The organism is Myceligenerans salitolerans (genome assembly GCF_017349295.1).
Classification (GTDB): Bacteria; Actinomycetota; Actinomycetes; order Actinomycetales; family Cellulomonadaceae; genus Myceligenerans; species Myceligenerans salitolerans.
Genome location: NZ_JAFMPK010000049.1, coordinates 179,873 through 200,186 on the forward strand (window position 1 = coordinate 179,873; position 20,314 = coordinate 200,186).

Sequence of the window (20,314 nt, forward strand, 5' to 3'; positions counted from 1 at the left end):
GGACCGACCACTCGACAAGGGACCGACCGCATCTCCCCGCCGCGCAGCGAGGCGGCCGGGCTTGCCGGCGGGCGCCGGGCCTCGGGGATCTCTTAGGGTTCTCACCATGGACGACGAGATCGTGGCCCAGGTCCCAGCACCCCCGACTCCTCGGCAGACCAGCCGCGCTCTCGCCCGCGCCGAGCGCGGCGCCACGCTGGACGTCGAGGAAGCCACCGCGCTGCTCGCCGCCACCGGCGAGGAACTCGACCGGCTGTGCTCGGTCGCGGCGCGCGTCCGTGACGCCGGCCTGGTGGAGGCGGGGCGCCCCGGCGCCACGACGTACTCCCCCAAGGTCTTCATCCCCGTCACGCGCCTGTGCCGTGACCGCTGCCACTACTGCACGTTCGTGGAGACGCCCGGCCAGGCCGCACGCGAGGGCCGCGAGCCGTACCTGTCACCGGACGAGATCGTCGCCATCGCCGCGGAGGGCGCCGAGCTGGGCTGCCTCGAGGCGCTCTTCACGCTCGGCGACCGCCCCGAGGACCGCTGGCCCGAGGCTCGCCAGTGGCTGGACGAGCGCGGCTACGACTCCACGCTCGCCTACGTGCGCGCCATGGCGGTCCGCGTCCTGGAGGAGACGGGCCTCCTCCCCCACCTCAACCCCGGCGTCATGACCTGGGAGGAGCTGAACCGGCTCAAGCCCGTGTCCCCGTCCATGGGGATGATGCTGGAGACCACCTCCCGGCGGCTGTACGAGACCAAGGGCCTGGCGCACTTCGGCTCGCCGGACAAGGACCCCGAGGTCCGGCTCCGCGTCCTGGAGGACGCCGGGCGGCTCTCGATCCCCTTCACGTCCGGCCTGCTGGTCGGCATCGGCGAGAACCTCACCGAGCGCGCCGAGACGATCTTCGCGCTGCGCGCCACCGCCCGCCGCTACGGCGCGCTCCAGGAGATCATCGTCCAGAATTTCCGGGCCAAGCCCGACACCGCGATGCGCCACCGAGACGACCTCCCCCTCGACGAGTACCGCGCCGCGATCGCGGTCACCCGGATCGTGCTCGGCCCGAAGGCACGCATCCAGGCCCCGCCGAACCTCGTCGACCTGGCCGAGTGCACCGCCCTGCTGGACGCCGGTATCGACGACTGGGGCGGCATCTCCCCGCTCACCCCGGACCACGTGAACCCGGAGCGCCCCTGGCCGTCGCTGGACCGCCTCCGCGAGACCGTCGAGGAGCACGGCTTCACGCTGCGCCCACGGCTCACCGTCCACCCGCAGTACGTCCTGCAGGGCGAGCCGTGGCTCGACCCGCGCATCAGCGCCCACGTCGCCGCCCTCGCCGACGACGACGGACTGGCGCGGCCGGGCGTCAAGCCATCCGGCCTCCCGTGGCAGGAGCCCGACGGCGGCTTCGTCGCGGCGGGCCGCACGGACCTCCACGAGACGGTCGACACGGAGGGCCGCACCACAGACCGCCGCACCGACTTCGACGCGGTCTACGGCGACTGGCAGGGCCTCCGCGACGAGGTGGCCGACCGGAACCATGCGGAGTCGCTCGCCGAGGCCGGCGACGACCACGCCACGTCGCGCGGTGAAACCGCGACCACCACGCAGGATGGCGTGGTCGCACCCGCGAACGACACCGGTGCCGGGGCGTCAGGGAGTGCCGCGCGCCCGGCGCCGTCGTCGGGCATCGGCCGCGAGGGGAAGGCCGCGCTCGACGCGGCCGAGCGGGATCCGGCCGGTCTCACCGACGATCAGGCGCTCACGCTGATGACCGCCGAGGGCGAGCTGCTCGACCGGGTCGCGGAGCTGGCCGACCACCTGCGGCGCGACACCGTCGGGGACGACGTCACCTACGTGGTCAACCGGAACATCAACTTCACCAACGTCTGCTACGTGGGCTGCCGGTTCTGCGCGTTCGCGCAGCGCCGGACCGACGCCGACGCCTACTCGCTGTCGCTGGACCAGGTCGCGGACCGCGCGCAGGAGGCCTGGAACCTTGGCGCCACGGAGGTGTGCATGCAGGGCGGCATCGACCCGCAACTGCCGGCGACCGGGTACTTCGACCTCGTCCAAGCGGTCAAGCAGCGCGTGCCCGACATGCACGTGCATGCGTTCAGCCCGATGGAGATCGTCAACGGCGCCTCCCGCACGGGGCTGAGCTTCGAGGACTTCCTCATCAAGGCGCGCGAGTCCGGGCTCGACACGATCCCCGGCACGGCCGCGGAGATCCTGGACGACGACGTGCGCTGGATCCTCACGAAGGGGAAGCTGCCGACGAGCACGTGGATCGAGGTCGTCTCCACGGCGCACCGCGTCGGGCTCCGGTCCAGTTCCACGATGATGTACGGCCACGTCGACCACCCGCGTCACTGGGTGAAGCACCTGCGCGTGATCGCCCGCGTCCAGGACGAGACCGGCGGGTTCACCGAGTTCGTCCCGCTGCCGTTCGTGCACAACAGCTCACCGATCTATCTCGCCGGCGTCGCCCGCCCCGGGCCGACGGCGCGCGACAACCTCGCCGTACACGCGATGGCACGCATCATGCTGCACGGCCGCATCGACAACATCCAGACGAGCTGGGTCAAGCTCGGGGTGGACGGGACGCGCCGCGTGCTGCGTGCCGGCGTGAACGATCTGGGCGGCACGCTGATGGAGGAGACGATCTCGCGGATGGCCGGCTCGGAGCACGGCTCGGCCAAGACGGTCGCGGAACTCGAGGAGATCGCGGCGGGCATCGGCCGTCCGGTCCGTCAGCGGACGACGACGTACGGGCGGGTCTGACCTCGCGGCCGCGCGGGCCTACGGCCGGCCGACCCGCTCGCCGTCGACGTAGAGCTCGAGGTCGGCGGTCTTCTCGGGCCAGAAGCAGACCAGACCGGCGAGCCGCGTCGACTCCGGCAGCGGGGTGTCGTACCCCCAGGCCACGTCGACGAGCTGCGTGCCGCCGGCGTCGACGGTCCAGTACGACGCCTCCCCCTTGTAGGGGCAGTGGCTCGCGGTGTCGGTCGGGGTCAGCAGGTCCATCCGCACGTCGACGCGCGGCAGGTAGAAGCGGGGCTGGAGCCCGGTCTCGGTCAGGACGACGGGCCGGTGCGACTCGGCGACGACCTCCCCGCCCACCACGACCCGGACGTGGCGGCTGGACGGCAGCGCGTCGATCCGCACGTACGGGCTGCGCGCATGGGTGTGCAGGACTTCGTCCTCCTCGAGCCAGGTGTCGAAGGCGGTCCAGGTCAGGGCGTACGCCTCGCGCACGGCCTCGACGGGGGCCTCCGGGTAGCGCTGCGCGGCCCCGGGCAGCGTACGGCCACCGACGACGACGTCGAACGGTTCGACGGGACCGAGGGCCTTGGAGGGCCGGGCGCTGTCGGCGGCCGGGCGCACCTCGGCCTCCAGGTCCGCGGGAGCGAAGAAGTACCGGGGAAAGTACGGGTGCTCCCAGACGAGCAGCGGGCTGACCGCGTCCACCACGAGTTCACCCTCGCTGAAGGCACGGATCCGGGTCTGTCCCCGCTGCACCGTCCCCGGGGCGATCACGAACGGACTGTCGACGATCTCGGGCATCTTCGTCACCTCTCGTGCGGGCCGATCCTGGGCGGGCGGTCCTCGTCACGGGCCGCGCATCTCTCGCAACCCGGTGGACCGCCGCGCTTGTTCCCTCGCACGGGATGGAATCTCCGGTCGGGCCGCAAGGGCGCCGCGCACCCCGGCCGGCTCCCTACCATTGACCCATGTCTGACACCCCCATCGCCGTCATCGGTCCCGGCGCCATCGGTGGCCTCGTCGCCGCCATGCTGCAGCAGGCCGGGCACGACGTCGTCGTGGTCGCCCGCGACCGGACCGCGGCTCAGATCCACCGGCACGGCCTCGACGTCGAGACCGACCGGTTCGGCACCTGGCACGCACCGCTCCCGGCGGCCACGAACGTCCCGCACGGTGCCCGCGTGGTGGTCGCCGTCAAAGCGGAGGGCATCGTCGACGCCGCCGACCTGCTTTCCGGCACCCGCCCCGCGGAGGTGCTGTCCTTGCTCAACGGCCTGGACCACCTCGACGTGCTGCGTGCGGCGCTGCCCGGTGAGCGTGTCGTCGGCGGCACCATCGCGGGTGAGACGCTCCGCACCGGCGCGGGTGAGGAGCGCCCGCCCCTGGTCCGGCACCGTGGCGACCTGCTGCGGGTGGTCGTGCCCGACGACGCCGCCGGGCTCGGTGTCGTCGCGGCACTGCGCGACACGCCCATCGAGGTGGCGACCGGCGGCACCGATGCGGAGGTGCTGTGGAAGAAGCTGCGGTTCCTCGCGCCGCTCGCGGTGCTGACGTCCGCCTGGTCCACCGCCATCGGGGAGGCGCTGCGGCGTGATCCGGACGTGACCACGGGCCTCCTCGCCGAGATCGCGGCGGTCGCCACCGCGGAGGGCGTGCCGACGACCGGCGAGGAACTGCACGGCATCCTGGACGGGTTCCCCGCGTCGATGCGCTCCTCCCTGCAGGCCGACATCGAGGCCGGCCGGACCGGCGAGCTCGACGCCATCGGCGGCGCCGTGCAGCGCCGGGCCGTGGAGCACGGCATCGACACACCGGTGCTGGACGACCTCGTCACCAGGATCGGCGCCCGACTCCCCGGTCGGAACTGACGGGCACGGACGGCCGGCCGCGGTGCGTCGTCGCGCGGCGCCGAAAAGGACGTGCGGATCGCCGGCTCTTTCGGTGTGATCGACGGCATGACGATCGTGCTGGGCAGGCCAGGGGTGAACGAGACGGGCGACGCCGTGGCCGCACTGCGGCGATGGCAGGGCGAGGGGACGCCGGTCCAGCTGCATCCCGGTGATCTCGGATGGTTCTGGCGCTTCGGTGCCGTCGCGACGGCGGCGGCGGTACGGACCTGGAGCCGGGCGGGCCGGATCCTCGCCGTCGGGCTGCTGGACGGGCCCAGGCTGCTGCGGCTGACGACGGCGCCGGACGCGCGGCGGGACGAGGAGCTGGCCCGGCGGATCGTCGCCGACGTGAGCGATCCCGAACGAGGTGTCCTGATGCCGGGCAAGGCGATCGTGGAGACGCCGCCGGACGCCGTCGTCCAGGAGCTGCTGGGCGACGACGGCTGGGGCAGCGACGAGCCCTTCACCCCGCTGCTTCGCGACCTGACGGATCCGGTGCCCGGCCCCGGCGTGCGCGTCACGGTGATCGGGCCGGAGCGTGCCCGGGAGCGGGCCGCCGTGCAACGGGCGGCGTTCGGCGGTTCGACGTTCACGGACGAGCGCTGGCACGCGATGGCGGCGGGGCCGCTCTACTCCGACGCCCGCTGCCTGGTCGCGTACGACGACGCGGGCGCCGCGGTGGCGGCCGTGACGGTGTGGTCGGCCGGGCGGGGAAGGCCGGGGCTGATCGAGCCGATGGGTGTGTCGCCGGAACACCGCCGTCGCGGGTACGGCACGGCGATCACGGTCGCGGCGGCCGCCGCCCTGCGGGAGCTCGGCTCGTCGAGCGCGTTCGTCTGCACGCCGACGGCGCAGCCGGGCGCGGTGGCCACCTACGAGGCGGCCGGCTTCGAACGCCTCGCCGAGCGATGGGACCGTTGCCGGAACGTTTAGTTCCGACGTCCATACCACGCGACCTGTCGTTATGGGGCTTTTCGAGCGCTACTGTTTCACCCGTGACGTCGCCAGGGACAGGAGCGCTCCGCGGACTGCGGGTGCTTCTGCTCGCCGCCGTGGCGGTCGGGCTCTCCCTGAGCTCCCACGTCGCGGCCGGCGGGGCGTACCCCGGCACCGTGCCGCTCGTCGTCCTCACCGCGCTGACCGCCGTGGCGGTCCGGCCGCTCACCCGGGGTGAGCTCGCGATGCCGGTGCTGCTCGGGTCGCTCGGTGCGGGACAGGTCCTGCTGCATGTCGTGTTCGAGCAGTGCGTGATCCTGTCGGTCGCCCCCGGACAGACGCACCACGCGGACGCGGGGCCGGCGCCCTGGATGATCGCGGCTCACGCCGTGGCGACGCTCGCCGTCGCCGGTGTCCTGCGGCACGGCGAAGCACTCGTGTGGCGGCTGTGGGCGTGGCTCACGGGTCGGCGCCTCCCCGGCAGGCCGCGGATCGTGGTCGCCGGCGCACCCTCACCGCACGGAATCCTCCGGGAACCGCGGTCGCTGCTCGCGGGCCGCCTGGTCAGGGAACGCGGGCCGCCCGTGGCGGCCTGACCTCCGACCACCCCGACCGGGCGTCGCCCTCGCGACGCCGGGCCGGTCACGCCGCGCCGTCGAGAAGGTGCCGGGCGTGATCCGCACACTTCTTCCCGAAAGGCTTCACCATGCGCACGATCCTGCGCGCCCTCGGCGCGACCACGCTCACCGCCGGCCTCGTCGTCACCGGCGCGACCGCCGCCTCGGCCCACGTCACCGTGACCCCCAGCACGACCGCCGCCGGAGCGTATTCCCTGCTCACGCTCAGCATCCCGCACGGATGTGACGGCTCCTCCACGGAGAAGGTCTCCATCCAGATGCCCGAACAGGTCATCACGGTGACTCCGAGCGTGAACCCGAACTGGGACGTCGAGAAGGTCATGGAAGACCTGGACGAGCCCGTCGACGACGGCCACGGGGGCGAGTACACCGAGCGGGTCGCGGAGGTGGTCTACACCGCCAGGACCCCGCTGCCCGACGACCTGCGCGACGCGTTCGAGCTGTCGCTCAAGCTTCCCGAGGCGGAGGGCGAGACGCTCGTCTTCCCCGCCGTCCAGGAGTGCGAGGAGGGCGAGGCCGCCTGGGTGCAGGTGCCCGAGGACGGTGAGAGCGGCGACGAGCTGGACTACCCGGCACCGTCCTTCGTGCTCACCGCCGCCGAGGGCGGCGGCGACGCCGCCACGGCCTCCGACGACGACGGCGACGCGGACGCGGACGCGGACGCGGACGCGGACGCGGACGCGGACGCGGACGCGGAGAACGTGTCCGCCGCCTCCGAGGACGACGCGTCCGGCAGCACCGGCACCGAGGCGGGCACACCCGCCCTCACCTGGGTCGCGCTGCTGCTCGGTGCGGGCGGCCTGGTGCTCGGCCTCCTGGCGTTCCTGCGGTCCCGCGCCCAGGGCTGAGGTCGCACGATGCCCCGCCCCGGACCCTGGTGCCGGGCGATGGCGGCCGTCGTCGGCGCCGTGGCCGGACTGCTCGTGATCCTCACGGGCGGCCCGGCCGCGGCCCACGCCGTTCTCGTCGGCACCGACCCGCGGGACGGCGCCGTCCTGGACGCGCCGCCCGACGAGGTCACGATCACCTTCAACGAGCCCGTCCGGGTGGTCGCCGAGAGCACCACCGTGCTCGCCGCGGACGGCTCGGCCGTCGCCGCGACGGCCGTCGCCGTCGACGACACCGTCGTGATCACGCCCGACGGACCACTCGGCACCGGCACCTACGTCGTCAGCTGGCGCGTCGTCTCGCTCGACACCCACCCCGTGGCCGGCGCGTTCTCGTTCTCCGTCGGCGCGCCCAGTGACACGAGCGTGGACGTCCCGGTGACCGAGCCGACGGCCGCGCTCGTCGCCACCCGCGCGATCGACCAGGCCGCCGGGTACGCCGGCACCTTTCTCGTCGCCGGGCTGGTCGTCTTCGAACTGCTCGTGCTCCAGGTGACGCCGGGCGCAGCGGCGGCACTCCGGCGCCGGCTCCAGCGCCTGCGCCGCATCGGGCTCGTGGTCGCGGGCGTCGCCCTCGCCGCCGCGATCCCGCTGACCTCGGCCTGGCAGGCCGGAGCCGGGCTCGGCGCCGTCGTCGCCCCCGCGACGTGGGCGGCCGGCATGGGGTCCGACACCGCCGTCGCCGGAGGGCTGGGCCTCGCGGGGCTCGTCACGGCGACGCTCGCCGCACCGCGGGCCGGGCGGGAGACCCGTGCCGCCTGGCCCGCGGGTCTCGCGCTCGGTGGGGCGGCCCTCGCGCTCGGCGCGCTTGTGGTGGTCGGGCACACCCGGACCTTCGGTCCCGCCTGGCTCGTCCTGGCGTCGGACGTCCTGCACGTCTCGGCCGGTGCGGTGTGGCTCGGCGGCGTCGTCGGGCTGGCGCTCGTCCTCGCACCCTCGGCGGAGCTGGAACCGCGGCGCGCCGCGGTGACCGTCGCGCGGTTCTCGACGCTCGGCGCATGGCTCGTACTGGCTCTGGCCCTGACCGGGGTGACGCTCGGCTGGCGCGTCGTCGGCACGGCCGACGCCCTCCTGGGTACGGACTACGGGCGCACGCTGCTGGTCAAGACGGGACTTGCCCTGTGCGTCGTCGCGATCGCCGCCTGGAACAGGTACCGGTTGGTGCCGGCGGCCGCGGTCGCCGAGCGCGGGCCGGCCACGGCGGGCTCGCCCGGCGCCGTCGCGCGGCGCCGGCTCGGCCGGACGGTCGCCGCCGAGGCCGTGCTCCTTGGCGTCGTCCTGGTGACAACGGGCGTTCTCGTCTCGAACAGCCCCGTGTCGCCCGCTGCCGACGACGTCGCCACCGCCCCGGAGACCGTGGACGTGACGGAAGACCTCGGTGAGGGCACGCTCCAGGCGCGCGTCACGCCGGGACGGGTGGGCGTCAACTCGCTCGAGGTCGTACTCCTGGACGGTGACGGCGCCCCGGTCGAACCCGTCTCGCCTCCCGAACTCACGACCACGCTCGCCGATCCGGCCATCGGACCTTTCACGCATCCGCTCACCGAGACCGGACCCGGCACGTACGAGGCCACCCTCGACCTGACGATGCCGGGGAGCTGGACCGTCACGCTGAGCGTGCGGACGTCGAAGTACGAGAACCCGATCGTGGACATTCCTGTCGAGGTGACATCGTGAGCACGCCCATCGCCCGCCGCACACGACCAAGGCCGCTCCGGTTCGGCGTGCAGCGCCTGCTGGCCGTCCTCGCCACCGGCGTCCTGTGCCTCCTGACCGCTGCGCCCGCGGCGGCGCACGTCCTGATCGAGACGGTCGAGCCGAACGGCGACGGCACCACGACCCTCACGTTCACGTTCGACCACGGCTGCGAGGGCGAGCCGACCGACACGCTGCACGTCACCATGCCCGACGGGGTCGAGGCCCTCGCGGCCGGTCCCACCGACGGCTGGACCGCCCACGTCCAGCCGGGATCCGTGCACTGGCAGGGCGAGCCCGTGCCCGACGGCGAGCGTGCCGAGTTCACGCTCGACGTGCGGGTGACGGGCACCGTGGGCCAGTCGTTCTCCTTCCCGGCCGAGCAGGGCTGCCCGTCGGGCGCCGCCTACGAGTGGACCGACACCGACCCCGCCGGGGACCACCCCGCGCCGACCTTCGTCGCCACGGCCGCGACGCTCGCCGAGGCGCCGGCGGGATCGATGTCGGAGCCCGCCGACGTGCGTCTGGTCGGGACGGGTCCGCTCGTCGCCGGTGTGGTGGTCACCGCCGCGGTCGCGGGGGTGGGCGGGGGCTGGTTCGTCGCGCGCCGCCGCGTCTCCTGACGCCGGCCACGATCCGCCTCCGCCGGACCCGCGGCGAAGAGCGAGGTCGCGCTGCCGGCCGGTGGGGCTCACGCCGCCGGGCGGACTCGGTCGTAGGTCAGGCTGAGCTCCCCGCGGTCACCGGCCGCCTGCCGGGCCAGCGACCAGCTGGACGCGGGCAGCCCTTCCTCGAAGAGCCGCGCGTCCCCGCCGACCAGCTCCGGTACGAGCAGGATCTCCAGGCGGTCGATCGCGTCGGCGGCCAGCAGCGCCTTGATGACGCTGATACTGCTGTTGACCAGGATGTCGCCGGTTCCGCGCGTCCGGAGCTCCGCGACGACGTCGGCCGCGGGCGCGTTCACGACCCGCGCGTTCTCCCACGGCGCCTCGGTCAGCGTCGTCGAGAAGACGACCTTCTCGGCCGAGACGAGCCACCGGGCGTAGGCCACGTCACGGGGATCGGCGCCCTCGGCCTCGATCACCCCGGGCCAGAATCCGAGGAAGCCCTCGGCGTTGGAGCGGCCCAGGACCGCCGTCGTCGACGTGGCCACGAACCGTGCCAGGTGGTCGCGTGCGACGTCGGTCGTGGCGTAGGGGACGATCGCGGCCAGGTCTGCCGGGCCTCCCGGGCCGCGGTAGCAGCCGTCGAGGGTCAGCGCGATGTTCGCGACGACACGGCGGGCCGGGGTGGTGGACGGTGCGTTCATGGATGCCTCCGATGTCAGGGCGCGGCACCCGGTGTGCCGCGCTCACCCCTAGGACGGAGCCGGGTGCGGTCTCTCGACACGAGGGCCGGCGCGACCTTCGCGCGGGTCGCGGAACGACGGCCTCCGGACGAGCGGCCCGGGAATGCCGAAATCACGACAGAGGCAAGAGCCCACAGGACGCCTCGGGTGTTCCGAGAAGAATGCACTCCCCGGCCTTGGCAACAGCGAATCCCGTGCGCGGGCGCCCGCGCACGGGATTCGTGGTGCCGCGCACCCGCCGTCAGCGGAGATCAGCGCTGAGCGAGCGCGTCATGGCAGCTCAGAGCCCGATCGTCGCGACGATCTCGCGCAGGGCCCACAGGATGTAGTCAATGAGGCTGTTGCCGTACATAAAGGGTTCCTTCCAGAATTCGGAATCGCAGGAGAGCCCTGCGAGCGAAGCAGTGGCGCGTTCGCGTTTCACACGTTAACCACGCGACCCGGGCGCGACAATATGAAATGGATATTAGGCATAATAGGCACGAACCTGAGGTTTGTGTTAGCGGGCCAGACTCCGGGGACGGGGTGCGAAGGTCACGCCCGGACGCAAGCACCGTCCCAGGACGCGCTTCCCAGTGCGCCGGCCGTGCTGCCGGACCGCAGTTCCCGCATGAGCGCGGGGTCCCCGTCGAGCCACCTGAGAATCTACCGCCGGGAAGTCCTCGTAATCTGCTCACGTCTTGATATGTCCGCTCGTGCGCTCGGGTAACACCCCGGCCGGAGACATCACGTGCTCGCCTCGAGAGGTCACACGCCTTCGGCGACGGACCGCGGCGCTGAGGTGAACTGCGGGCAGTGCGCTCAAGCCGGGCCGGGCCGCTCGAACGTCACGTCCACGACGAGGCCGCCGCCGGGCCGGGGGCGGAGGACCAGGTGCGCGGCGTGGGCGCGGGCTATGGAGCCGACGATGGCGAGGCCCAGACCGCTTCCGGCCGGACGGCCCTGACCCCGGGTTCGCGCGGATCCGCGGACGAAGGGCTCGGTGAGGGTGGCGACGAGGGCCGGGTCGAGGACCGTGCCGGTGTTCTCCACCACGAGGGTGGGGCGGGCCGAGGCGTCGAGCCCGGTGCGGACCTCGATGCGACCGCCGGCCGGGAGGTTGTGACGTGCGGCGTTGCCGAGCAGGTTGGCGACGAGCTGGACGAGAAGGACGTGGTTGCCCTGGAGAGGCGCCGGGTCGAGCGCGGTGGCCAGCTCCGGCTCCGGCCCGGCCGCCTCTGCTCCGCCGCGGGCGGCAGCGGGTGCCGCCTCGGGCGCGGCGGTGGGCGTGGTCTCCCGCATCGTGACGGCCTCGCGCACGACGTCGGACAGGTCCGTCGGCTCGGTGGGGAGTTCGTCGTGGTCGAGCCTGGCGAGTTGCAGCAGGGACTCCACCAGCACGATCGAGCGCTCGTTGGTCTCGTGCAGCCGGCTCAGGAGCCGGTCGACGTCCCGCCCCTCGCGGTCGGCCATCGCGACCTCCAGCAGGGATCTCGTCACGGTGTGGGGCGTGCGCAGCTCGTGCGACGCGTTGGCGGTGAAGCGGCGCTGCTCGTCGAAGGCGTGCTGGAGGCGCTCGAGCATGACGTCGAACGTGTCGGCGAGCCGGCGCAGCTCGTCGTCGGGCCCTTCGAGCGCGACCCGGTGGGTGAGCGAGCCGTCCGCGGCAAGCGCGGCAGCCCGGCTGATGCGGTCCAGCGGCGCGAGCATCCGCCCGGACAGGGCCCACCCGCCCGCCAGCCCGACGATTGCGAGAAAGACCAGGGCCGCGCCCGACGTCGGGACGGCCACCTCCAGCAGGTCCGAGCGGTTCGGAGCGAAGCCGCCGTCGTACACGTAGAGGTTCTCGTCGGGAACGAACCGCAGCACCGCGAGCAGACCGGCGAAGAGCGCCGCCCCGGCGACCACGAGGAACCCCGCGTAGCTGAGGGTGAGCTTCAGGCGCACCGACATGCCGGGGCGCCGCCGGGCCACGGCCACCGGCCGGCTCATCGCCGCTCACCCTCGGGCCGCTCGCCGAACCGGTACCCGACGCCGGGCACGGTGTGGATCAGCCAGGGGTCACCCAGGCTCTTGCGCAGCGTGGAGATGGTGATGCGGACGGCGTTGGTGAACGGGTCGGCGTTCCCGTCCCAGGCGCGTTCGAGCAGCTCCTCCGCACTCACCACCCCGCCGCGGGCGTTCATCAGGACCTCGATCACAGCGAACTGCTTGCGCGTCAGGGAGACGTACCGGCCGTCGCGGTAGACCTCGCGACGGAACGGGTCCAGGCGCACCGGACCGAGTTCGAGCACGGGAGGGGACGCCGCCTCGGGACGCCGGGCCAGGGCCCGCAACCGGACCACGAGTTCCCGCATCGCGAACGGCTTGGTGAGGTAGTCGTCGGCCCCCAGTTCGAAGCCCGCCACCTTGTCCGTCAGTTCACCGGCGGCCGTCAGCATCAGGATCCGTACACCCGCGTGCTCGGCGGCGAGCCGGCGCGCGACCTCGTCGCCGTGCACCTCGGGGATGTCACGGTCGAGCACCACCACGTCGTACGCGGTGAGGGTGACGAGTTCCAGCGCGGTGGCGCCGTCGTGCGCGATGTCGGCGGCGATCGCCTCCAGTCTCAGCCCGTCGCGGATCGCCTCCGCGAGGTAGGGCTCGTCCTCCACCACCAGCACGCGCATGCCTTCAGACGCTACCCGGAGCGAGTTATCGGCAGCGTATCGAGAACCGAAGACGCTCTCGCAACATCGTCTCCGGTGTCCTCGTGTCATGGACACGAGCACTCAGGAACGCCTCCAGGCCGCCCACACCCGTGCCGGGGCGAGCCCGACTCACAGCGGCAGGCGTGGCAGGCGACGTGTGACCGTCATCCTGCTCATGGCGGCCGTCACCCTTCTCGTAGCAGCCGCTGCCTACCCCCTGATCGAGCGCGCCGCGGGTCCGGCGGTCCTCGCGGCCCGGGACGTGCTGGACACCAGTCCGCGGCCGAGCGGATCGACCGGCCAAGCCGGCGGAGACATCCCCGGCGGCACGGCCGCGCCCGACGACGACCTCCCCGCGATCACCCGCCTCGACCCCGCGCTCCGTGCCGCAGTGCGCCAGGCCGCGGACGACGCCGACACCGCCGACATCGACTTCTGGATCACGAGCGGATGGCGGAGCCCTGCCTACCAGCAGAAGCTGTACGACGACGCGGTCCGGAACAAGGGCGCTGCCGAGGCCCGGCGCACCGTCGCGGATGCGGAGACGTCCCAGCACGTCAGCGGCGAAGCCGTCGACATCGGCCCCACCGAGGGCGCCTACTGGCTGATCCAGCACGGCACCGACTACGGCCTGTGCCAGGTGTACGCGAACGAGATCTGGCACTTCGAACTCCTCACGCGGCCCGGAGGAACCTGTCCGCCCATGCGGGAGGACGCCGAGGGCTGAGCCGGGACGAGCCGTTATCGGTCCTCGGGTTCCAGAGCGCTACGGTCTCCGAGCTTGCCGACGGTGATGACACTGAGTGTCCCATCGGTCTCCAGCACCACCCGAGCGACCTGATCGAACCCGCCGGCGCCGGTGCCGCGCACCGCCTGCCGGATCTCTGCCGCGGTGAGGCGCTGATCCGTCATCGCTGCCTCGTCCAGCACACCGTCACGCAGCACAGTGGTCGGACGCGCCGTCACCAAGGACCGGCCGGGCCCACCGTGAGAGGTGCTCCAGGACACGAGCATCTGCAGCAGCACGAGCACGAGGAAGGCCACGGCCCCCTCGGCCCAGGCGACATCCGCGCTGAGCAGGATGGTCGCCAAGGTCGAGCCCAGGGCAACGGTGACCACGAGGTCGAAGACATTGAGCTTGGCGAGAGTGCGCTTGCCCGACAGCCGGAGCACCACCACCAGGACGACATACGCAGCCGTCCCCACCGCGACCACCCGCAGCAGGTCACTCCAGGAGTCGAACCACATGCCTCTCCTCTCGGCGCCCGTCGGCGTGCTGGCTGGGCTTCAGCCGGTTGACCGCTCCACGCTAGGACGTCGCCTGATCACTCGCATCGCGCGACCCGACCGCGCGGTCGGGTGGACATCACCGGTCCACTCCTAGGCCCACCGCCTCGGCGAGTACGGCGAACGTCGGGTCGGCACCGATCGTCCGGGGTGGCTGCGGCTTGTCGAGCTCGCCGGCCTGCAGGCGCCACGCCCCTTCGCCATCGATCTTGACAGCAGCCGTACGAACCGGGCCGCTCGATCGCGTCAGCTTGAAGCTCGCACCGTACGAAGGCGTCGATGTCCTTTCGCGCGTACTGCTCACGTAGCGGGTGGCCGCTCGCCCGATCGCGACACCGGCCTTGACCGGCAGGGCAGCCCAGATCCCGTACGGTGCGGGCTCCAGGAGAACGGTTCCTCCGGCGGCCGAGACGAACAGGGCGACTGACGTCTTCTCGTCGGCGATCGTCGTGACCTCGATCCAGGTGGTCGCCCTACCGCAGATTCCGACCAGGGCCGCCGCATCGTCCACCGGGCGAACCCTGCCGTCGGTCCGCATCTTTCCGCGGGCGATCAGTGTGCTCATCCCGATCCCGACGACGCGGGAGTCGGCTTCGACGTCGGGCAGATGCATCATCTGCCCGGTGCGGAGCGCGGCATCCGATTCTGCCGACGACAACAGCGCGGCGATCTCGAACGCGGTGAATCCGGAGATGGTCTTCCGGACGTCCGGTGGGGAGGTCTGGTTCGTCATGGGGTTCCTCTCGTCTCTGCGGCCGCCGCCGACGTCACGCCAGGCTCGAGGCGAGTATGTGGAAAGTCGGGTCGGGCGCGGTCGGGGCGGGTGTGGAGAGCTCGCCGCCCGGGCCGCTCGCCAGGGTCCACGACTCGTCCTCGGTCACGGTGACGACCGCCGAGCGTGTCGTGCTGTCGTCGTCGATCACCCGCACACTTCCGGTGAAAGGCCTGTCTGCCGGCAGGTTGCCGAAGGTGGCCTCGACGAACCGGGCACCGATCACGGGGAGTGGATCGTCCTGTGGCATCGGCCAGACATTCCACACGTTGTACGGTCTGGGCTCGAACAGCACGGTCCCGTCCGCGGAGCGCACCACCGCGGCGACGTTGGTCGCGTCGCCGGTCGTTCCGATGGCCTCTGTCCACTCCTGCGCGTCCATCAGGGTCCTCGCGATCACGTTCGCCGGTCCCTGCGGGGCGAGCCTGCCTTGACTCGCCGTGGCCAGCTGCCGAACGAGCAGGGAACTGACACCTGCCGAGGCGAGCGGTGAATCGAGTCCGTCCTCGGGCAGTCCGAGCATCGCCCGGGCACGATCCGTCGCCGCGTTGCTGCGCATGGAGACCAGCGCCAAGAGCTCGACCGAGGACAGATCGATCCGGGCGCTGCTCGTGCCCGCGTTGTCCTGTGGTGCGACGGCGGCTGTCTCATCGGGCATCGTCATGTCCTTCTTTCGGTAGGTCGCTCACATCCGGCATGCCTGGTGGAACCACCGCCGTCAGAACCGGAGGAGGCCACCGACGCCGAAGGGGACGTCGTCGAGAACTCCTTGGACGTCGTCCTGGGTTGCGGTGCCCGCAGACAGGTCGAGTACGACATCGGCCGCCTCCGCGAAGTGCTCGGAGAACGTGGTGTCGGACACTGCCATGAATCCCAGGCCCAAGGGGTTGCCGTAGTCGATCAGGTTCTGCGAGAGAGGCTTATCCGATATGGCGCTGTTCACGTTGCTTGCGCCGCCCCAGATCGTCTCGGCGGTCGCGAAGATCGGGGCGGCGGGGCCGCTGCCGAGGGTCCCGGCGGCGAGAGCTGCTGCGACGAACCCGTCTCCGGCCTCGTACAAGTTGTCGGAGCCACCTTCGCGGAGAAAGGCCATCCCGGAGTCGACCGTCGTATAGGAGTCGCTCAGGATCCCGACCCCGACCAGGAAGTTGTTCGCCACTCCGGCGGGGCCCGCCCAGTCCTCCTGGAGTTCCAGGGCGTCGGTGATGAAACCGCCGACCGTGGAGGCGGTTCCCATCCCGTCCGCGAAGTCCTGGAGCCACTCCGAGGGGACAGGGACGTCGCTGCGCCAGTCATGCACCGAAAGGGCTGCCGTGGACGACACGGAGCTCCCGGAAAACGGGTTCGTCGCGCCGCCGCTGCCGATGCCGCCGCCACCTGCCAGACTTTCGGACGTCTCGGCCTGGTCGTCGGCGTTGCCGCGTGCGGTATCGGCGGCCTGGGCCAGCGCCTGGGCCGTCGCCGTGATCAGCGGGCCGTGGGATCCGTACCACTCGTCCCGGAAGATCTCGGCGTCCGGGCCGCTCCACTGCTCCGGATGAGGCATGGCGGCCTCCACGATGCCGACCACGCCGTTCAAGGTCTCGCCGCCCTGAGCGATCCGGTCAGCGAGTGCCCGCAACGCCTCGATGTCGGCGCCGTACAAGTTGCCGCTCACGCACGACTCCCCACTGTTGGTACGTGTGTACGTTCTGCCTGGCGGATCAGGATGTATCCGCTGGTCACGTCAAGGAAACCAGATCAACAGGCCGGCCCGCCATGGGCACCTTTCCCCGTCCGCGTCGGTATCGGGGTCCGTCCGACCCTCAGTCGAACGGCATCGGGCGACTGCTCGATCATGGTTGCCGGTCCACGGGTCGCTTCCTGGCGGGAGAGCCCTGCCTCATCTGGGAGGACCGCGACGAACGCCGCGCGGACATTCTCCTGGTGATGGGCTGCCGCGTGCCGCCGTGTGCACGACCTCCGGCACACAGCGGCCTGCCTGTGGTTGGCCCGCCGAGTCGACTCCGGCACGGTGCAGGCATGGTGCGGCCACGAGTCGATCGCCACGACGAACCGATACCTGCGTTTCCTCGGCACTGCGGCCGACGTAGCCGGTGGGCGGTCGTGCGCCCTGTTCATGCCGTGAGAACGGCTGGATCCTGCCGTTCTCGCGTCGCGCGGGTCCAGCGCGCCCACGGGCGGGTATCGGTGGGCAACCGTGGGCGGTGGGGGTCGCTGGAACCGTGTCAGATCGCGTCTCAAGGGCGGCAATCGTGTCGGGAACCGTGTCACTTCGAATCGGGTGGATGCTGCTGGTCGGCTGCTGGGTGGATGGGTGTCCGTGGCGCGGTGTCGGGCTTTCTCGGCAAGGGTCTTCAGGTGGTCTCGGGCAGGTTGGCAGGGCTGTCGAGCCGTGGCTTCCAGGCGCCTGGTCGGTTGGCGCCGGTGCGCTCACGGTATGGAGCACGACCGTCCGGTTCAGCAGGGGTGAGCCGGGCTGGCGTGCGCTCGCTCGCGGTGCTCCCTGAGGAAGCCGACTGGGTGGTTGGGCGCCTCACCCGGTCGGCCGCGTGACTTCGTCACTCTGCGGGTCGTAGATCACGAGGTCATGGTGCGCGGCCAGTTCGAGGATCAGGCCGATGACGTCGCCGGCTGGGCCGTGGCGGAGGTTCATCGACACGTGATCGATCCCGAGTCCGAGCGGTGCGGACGCCCACGGCGTGTCGTCGCGACGCGACCCCGGACCGGAGTCGGGGAAGGCGGCGCGGAAGTCGTCGTAGAAGGCCACGATTCGAGGATCGAGGTCCCCCTCGGGGTGATCAGGTTCGCCGCAGCGCAGCGCCTGGGCGCGAACGTCCTCATCGGAAGTGCCAGGCGCTGTCGCGAGCACCGTCAGATCAAAACTCATCGCCGGTCAGCTGGTCGTGGTGTCGCCGTGCAGGAGGAGCAGGTAGGTCCGCCCGACGGACAGGTCGACGGTCCGCGGCCAGTCCAGCACGGCCAGCGCCTGGCTTGACGGTTCATGGATTTGTCCGTTGATCCGGACCTCGGCGGTCGTGAAGGTCTCGCTGGAGGCGATGTACAGCTTGATCCCGTTGAACTGCTCACGGTCCAGACCCGACTTGAGGTCCTCCGCGATCGGAACCCATGGCGGGTTGGCCACCATCCAGTCACGTACGGCATGGTCTGTTGCTCCATACCCCCATCCCAGAGCGTTCCCGCCGATCGTGTGCCAACCCGGGACACCGAGCGGGTCATCATGGGAGAAGTGGCCGGCGATCTCACCTTGCTGCTCGAACAGCTCGAACACCGCCGCACCGGTCGTCTGCAGCCACTGGAAGATCGCATGCCGCACGGCGTCGAACGGGTCCTTCGCGACGCCGGTGACGCAGTCCACGACCGACGTCTCCTCGCGGCGGTCGACGTTCAAGATGAACTCCAGGTCCAGGTGCGAGGGCGTCCCGGAGTCGTCGGGCTGGATCGCCACCGCCGTAGAACCCGGGCCGCGGACGAAGCCAGGTTCGGTGATCGTCCACCCGCCTCCTCGGCTCTCGTGGAGCGCCGTGGCCAGCAGCTCGGTCTTGGCAGCAAGCGAGATCCCCGGATTGTTGGTCACGGCGGGAACGGTAGCGCAGGACCGACAGCTGTCCGGCCCGAGCCCTGATGCGACCGACCACAGGCACGCGAGGGTCTGCTGCACGGATAGGTGACAGGTGGGGTTAGGCAGCCTGGGTCAGGTTTGCAGGGTAGATGGTCTCGAACTCGATCGGTGTGAGCCGGCCGCGTGATCTTTGTCGTCGCTTGCGGTGGTAGGTCTTCTCGATCCAGGTCACGATCGCGATCCGCAGGTCCTGGCGTGTTGGCCAGGGACGGCGGTCCAGGACGTTTTTCTGCAGCAGCGAGAAGAACGACTCCATCGCGGCGTTGTCGGCTGAGGACGCCACGCGACCCATCGACCCGACCAGGTGGTGGCGGGCCAGAGCCTTCTGGGTGCGTCGAGCCCGGAACTGGGCGGGCTCAACTGGTGGTTGCAACACCCGAGGTCAGGAGGGTGTCATGGGTCGATCGTCGGCTTGGGTGCGGGAGGTTACGGGACGTGGGACGTTGAAGTCGCCAGGGGCGCCGAGTCTTCCTCGTGTCGTGGAGCGGCAGTTCTGGGACGAGATCGCCACGGGTCTGTTGCCTCGAGAGGCGGCGGAGGCGGTCGGCGTGGCGCAGGCCGTGGGGCAGCGGTGGTTCCGGCACGCTGGCGGCATGACGCCGTATTCCTGGCCTGCTGCGTCGGGTCGGTATCTCTCGTTCGCGGAGCGTGAGGAGATCGCGATCCTCAACGCGCTCGGTAAGGGTGTGCGCGAGATCGCCGCCACGCTCGGGCGGAGCCCGTCGACGATCTCCAGGGAGTTGCGCCGCAACGCGGCGACCAGGGGCGGCAAGCTCGACTACCGGGCCTCAGTGGCTCAGTGGAAAGCCGAGATGTATGCACGCCGGCCCAAGACGGCGAAGCTCGCGGCGAACCAGCGGCTGCGCGAGTACGTCGAAGAGCGGCTCTCAGGGCAGATCCGCATGCCGAGCGGCCAGATCGTCGCCGGCCCTACGGAGCGGGCGTGGAAGGGCCTGAACAAGCCGCACCGCCAGGACCGTCGGTGGGTCAACGCGTGGAGCCCGGAGCAGATCTCCCACCGCCTCAAGGTCGACTTCCCCGATGATGAGTCCATGCGGATCAGCCACGAGGCGATCTACCAGGCGCTGTTCATCGAGGCCAGGGGCGGGCTCAAGCGGGAACTCATCCTCTGCCTGCGCACCGGCCGAGCCCTGCGGATGCCGCGTGCCCGCTCCAAGCGGGCGGCCTGGGCCCACGTCAGCGAGGACACACTCCTCAGCAAGCGGCCCGCCGAAGCCGAAGACCGGGCGATCCCCGGCCACCACGAGGGCGATCTGATCATCGGCATCAACCGGTCGGCGATCGGGACCGTCGTCGAACGCACCACGGGATACACCACCCTCGTTCACCTCCCTCGAGAAGCAGGCTGGCGCGAGCAGCCCATCGCCAAGAACGGCCCCGCGTTCTCCGGCTACGGCGCCCTCTCGATGAACAAGGCCCTCACCCAGGCGCTGGCGTCGATTCCCGACGACCTGAAACGATCACTCACGTGGGACCGCGGCAAGGAGATGTCGGCCCACGCGCAGTTCACCATCGACACCGGCCTCAAGGTCTACTTCGCCGATCCCCGCAGCCCCTGGCAGCGAGGAACGAACGAGAACACCAACGGGCTACTGCGCCAGTACTTCCCCAAAGGCACCGATCTGTCCCGCTGGAGCGCCGCCGACCTCACCGCCGTCGCCCACGCCCTCAACACACGACCCCGCAAGAGACTCGGCTGGCGAACTCCCACCGAAGCCTGGAACGAGCACCTACGATCTACCGAACAGCAACCTGTTGCGACGACCAGTTGAATCCGCCC

Annotated in this window: 21 protein-coding genes and 1 pseudogene; 10 read left to right on the top strand and 12 right to left on the bottom strand. The window is 71.4% G+C overall.

Annotated elements, in window-relative coordinates; genetic code table 11:
* Positions 1-106: 106 nt before the first annotated feature.
* Positions 107-2,767, top strand: coding sequence for a bifunctional FO biosynthesis protein CofGH (locus tag J0911_RS19955; RefSeq protein ID WP_207277260.1), 2,661 nt, complete (start codon positions 107-109; stop codon positions 2,765-2,767).
* Positions 2,768-2,785: 18 nt separating this feature from the next.
* On the opposite strand, the gene J0911_RS19960 is transcribed toward J0911_RS19955, so the two are convergent.
* Complete coding sequence (locus tag J0911_RS19960) at positions 2,786-3,550, bottom strand: DUF427 domain-containing protein (protein WP_207277261.1); 765 nt, start codon at positions 3,548-3,550, stop codon at positions 2,786-2,788.
* Between the two features lie 167 nt (positions 3,551-3,717).
* Here J0911_RS19960 and J0911_RS19965 point away from each other — a divergent pair, with 167 nt between their 5' ends.
* The 6 genes from J0911_RS19965 to J0911_RS19990 all read left to right on the top strand — a co-directional run bounded on the left by J0911_RS19965 (position 3,718) and on the right by J0911_RS19990 (position 9,417).
* Positions 3,718-4,617 carry a ketopantoate reductase family protein gene (locus tag J0911_RS19965; protein ID WP_207277262.1) on the top strand — a complete coding sequence of 300 codons (900 nt, stop codon included), beginning with the start codon at positions 3,718-3,720 and terminating at the stop codon, positions 4,615-4,617.
* Between the two features lie 87 nt (positions 4,618-4,704).
* Positions 4,705-5,571 carry a GNAT family N-acetyltransferase gene (locus J0911_RS19970; protein ID WP_207277263.1) on the top strand — a complete coding sequence of 289 codons (867 nt, stop codon included), beginning with the start codon at positions 4,705-4,707 and terminating at the stop codon, positions 5,569-5,571.
* Between the two features lie 62 nt (positions 5,572-5,633).
* On the top strand, positions 5,634-6,170 hold the full coding sequence (locus tag J0911_RS19975; protein ID WP_207277264.1) for a hypothetical protein: 537 nt from the start codon (positions 5,634-5,636) through the stop codon (positions 6,168-6,170).
* A 110-nt stretch (positions 6,171-6,280) separates the two neighbouring features.
* Positions 6,281-7,060 (top strand): YcnI family copper-binding membrane protein, encoded by a 780-nt coding sequence (locus tag J0911_RS19980; protein WP_207277265.1) that lies wholly within the window; start codon positions 6,281-6,283, stop codon positions 7,058-7,060.
* A 9-nt stretch (positions 7,061-7,069) separates the two neighbouring features.
* Positions 7,070-8,776: a copper resistance CopC/CopD family protein gene (locus J0911_RS19985; RefSeq protein ID WP_207277266.1), complete on the top strand. Its 1,707-nt coding sequence runs from the start codon at positions 7,070-7,072 to the stop codon at positions 8,774-8,776.
* The gene (locus tag J0911_RS19990) at positions 8,773-9,417 is read left to right on the top strand and encodes a DUF1775 domain-containing protein (RefSeq protein ID WP_207277267.1); all 645 of its coding nucleotides are present in this window, start codon (positions 8,773-8,775) and stop codon (positions 9,415-9,417) included. Before J0911_RS19985 ends, J0911_RS19990 begins: the two co-directional genes overlap by 4 nt.
* Positions 9,418-9,485: 68 nt before the next feature.
* Here the strand turns inward: J0911_RS19990 and J0911_RS19995 are convergent, their stop codons facing one another.
* The 4 genes from J0911_RS19995 to J0911_RS20010 form a co-directional block, all read right to left on the bottom strand.
* Positions 9,486-10,103 carry a dihydrofolate reductase family protein gene (locus tag J0911_RS19995; RefSeq protein WP_207277268.1) on the bottom strand — a complete coding sequence of 206 codons (618 nt, stop codon included), beginning with the start codon at positions 10,101-10,103 and terminating at the stop codon, positions 9,486-9,488.
* 319 nt (positions 10,104-10,422) lie between these two features.
* Complete coding sequence (locus J0911_RS20000) at positions 10,423-10,566, bottom strand: hypothetical protein (protein WP_207277269.1); 144 nt, start codon at positions 10,564-10,566, stop codon at positions 10,423-10,425.
* A 377-nt stretch (positions 10,567-10,943) separates the two neighbouring features.
* Positions 10,944-12,113 carry a sensor histidine kinase gene (locus J0911_RS20005; protein WP_242637044.1) on the bottom strand — a complete coding sequence of 390 codons (1,170 nt, stop codon included), beginning with the start codon at positions 12,111-12,113 and terminating at the stop codon, positions 10,944-10,946.
* Entirely contained in the window at positions 12,110-12,790 is a 681-nt protein-coding gene (locus tag J0911_RS20010; protein ID WP_207277270.1) for a response regulator transcription factor, read from the bottom strand. Before J0911_RS20010 ends, J0911_RS20005 begins: the two co-directional genes overlap by 4 nt.
* An 88-nt stretch (positions 12,791-12,878) precedes the next feature.
* On the opposite strand from J0911_RS20010, the gene J0911_RS20015 reads away from it, so the two are divergent.
* Entirely contained in the window at positions 12,879-13,538 is a 660-nt protein-coding gene (locus J0911_RS20015) for a M15 family metallopeptidase (protein ID WP_242637045.1), read from the top strand.
* Positions 13,539-13,552: 14 nt separating this feature from the next.
* Here J0911_RS20015 and J0911_RS20020 read toward each other — a convergent pair whose 3' ends face one another.
* The 4 genes from J0911_RS20020 to J0911_RS20035 form a co-directional block, all read right to left on the bottom strand.
* Entirely contained in the window at positions 13,553-14,059 is a 507-nt protein-coding gene (locus J0911_RS20020) for a DUF421 domain-containing protein (protein ID WP_207277271.1), read from the bottom strand.
* 118 nt (positions 14,060-14,177) lie between these two features.
* Positions 14,178-14,831 carry a hypothetical protein gene (locus J0911_RS20025; protein ID WP_207277272.1) on the bottom strand — a complete coding sequence of 218 codons (654 nt, stop codon included), beginning with the start codon at positions 14,829-14,831 and terminating at the stop codon, positions 14,178-14,180.
* A gap of 34 nt (positions 14,832-14,865) precedes the next feature.
* Complete coding sequence (locus J0911_RS20030) at positions 14,866-15,528, bottom strand: hypothetical protein (protein WP_207277273.1); 663 nt, start codon at positions 15,526-15,528, stop codon at positions 14,866-14,868.
* A 60-nt stretch (positions 15,529-15,588) separates the two neighbouring features.
* Complete coding sequence (locus J0911_RS20035; RefSeq protein WP_207277274.1) at positions 15,589-16,527, bottom strand: hypothetical protein; 939 nt, start codon at positions 16,525-16,527, stop codon at positions 15,589-15,591.
* Positions 16,528-16,821: 294 nt separating this feature from the next.
* Between J0911_RS20035 and J0911_RS20040 the strand changes: the two genes are divergently transcribed.
* Positions 16,822-16,998, top strand: coding sequence for a tyrosine-type recombinase/integrase (locus tag J0911_RS20040; protein WP_307865193.1), 177 nt, complete (start codon positions 16,822-16,824; stop codon positions 16,996-16,998).
* A gap of 408 nt (positions 16,999-17,406) precedes the next feature.
* Here J0911_RS20040 and J0911_RS20045 read toward each other — a convergent pair whose 3' ends face one another.
* The 3 genes and pseudogenes from J0911_RS20045 to J0911_RS20055 all read right to left on the bottom strand — a co-directional run.
* Complete coding sequence (locus J0911_RS20045) at positions 17,407-17,640, bottom strand: hypothetical protein (protein WP_207277275.1); 234 nt, start codon at positions 17,638-17,640, stop codon at positions 17,407-17,409.
* Between the two features lie 126 nt (positions 17,641-17,766).
* Positions 17,767-18,468 carry a DUF6348 family protein gene (locus tag J0911_RS20050; RefSeq protein ID WP_207277276.1) on the bottom strand — a complete coding sequence of 234 codons (702 nt, stop codon included), beginning with the start codon at positions 18,466-18,468 and terminating at the stop codon, positions 17,767-17,769.
* 103 nt (positions 18,469-18,571) lie between these two features.
* A pseudogene (locus J0911_RS20055) lies at positions 18,572-18,865 on the bottom strand (integrase core domain-containing protein); the annotation flags it as partial.
* A gap of 43 nt (positions 18,866-18,908) precedes the next feature.
* On the opposite strand from J0911_RS20055, the gene J0911_RS20060 reads away from it, so the two are divergent.
* A complete protein-coding gene (locus J0911_RS20060; RefSeq protein ID WP_207277277.1) occupies positions 18,909-20,306 on the top strand; it encodes an IS30 family transposase in 1,398 nt (465 codons plus the stop codon).
* The last annotated feature ends 8 nt before the right edge of the window (positions 20,307-20,314 follow it).

Excerpts from the sequence above, each read along its gene's own strand:
- J0911_RS20030 (WP_207277273.1), bottom strand. The coding sequence starts at position 15,528 with ATGCCCGATGAGACAGCCGCCGTCGCACCACAGGACAACGCGGGCACG.
- J0911_RS20015 (WP_242637045.1), top strand. The coding sequence starts at position 12,879 with ATGGACACGAGCACTCAGGAACGCCTCCAGGCCGCCCACACCCGTGCC.
- J0911_RS20010 (WP_207277270.1), bottom strand. The coding sequence starts at position 12,790 with ATGCGCGTGCTGGTGGTGGAGGACGAGCCCTACCTCGCGGAGGCGATC.
- J0911_RS19980 (WP_207277265.1), top strand. The coding sequence starts at position 6,281 with ATGCGCACGATCCTGCGCGCCCTCGGCGCGACCACGCTCACCGCCGGC.
- J0911_RS19955 (WP_207277260.1), top strand. The coding sequence starts at position 107 with ATGGACGACGAGATCGTGGCCCAGGTCCCAGCACCCCCGACTCCTCGG.
- J0911_RS19995 (WP_207277268.1), bottom strand. The coding sequence starts at position 10,103 with ATGAACGCACCGTCCACCACCCCGGCCCGCCGTGTCGTCGCGAACATC.
- J0911_RS20025 (WP_207277272.1), bottom strand. The coding sequence starts at position 14,831 with ATGACGAACCAGACCTCCCCACCGGACGTCCGGAAGACCATCTCCGGA.
- J0911_RS19965 (WP_207277262.1), top strand. The coding sequence starts at position 3,718 with ATGTCTGACACCCCCATCGCCGTCATCGGTCCCGGCGCCATCGGTGGC.
- J0911_RS20060 (WP_207277277.1), top strand. The coding sequence starts at position 18,909 with ATGGGTCGATCGTCGGCTTGGGTGCGGGAGGTTACGGGACGTGGGACG.
- J0911_RS19970 (WP_207277263.1), top strand. The coding sequence starts at position 4,705 with ATGACGATCGTGCTGGGCAGGCCAGGGGTGAACGAGACGGGCGACGCC.
- J0911_RS20005 (WP_242637044.1), bottom strand. The coding sequence starts at position 12,113 with ATGAGCCGGCCGGTGGCCGTGGCCCGGCGGCGCCCCGGCATGTCGGTG.
- J0911_RS19985 (WP_207277266.1), top strand. The coding sequence starts at position 7,070 with ATGCCCCGCCCCGGACCCTGGTGCCGGGCGATGGCGGCCGTCGTCGGC.
- J0911_RS19960 (WP_207277261.1), bottom strand. The coding sequence starts at position 3,550 with ATGCCCGAGATCGTCGACAGTCCGTTCGTGATCGCCCCGGGGACGGTG.
- J0911_RS20020 (WP_207277271.1), bottom strand. The coding sequence starts at position 14,059 with ATGTGGTTCGACTCCTGGAGTGACCTGCTGCGGGTGGTCGCGGTGGGG.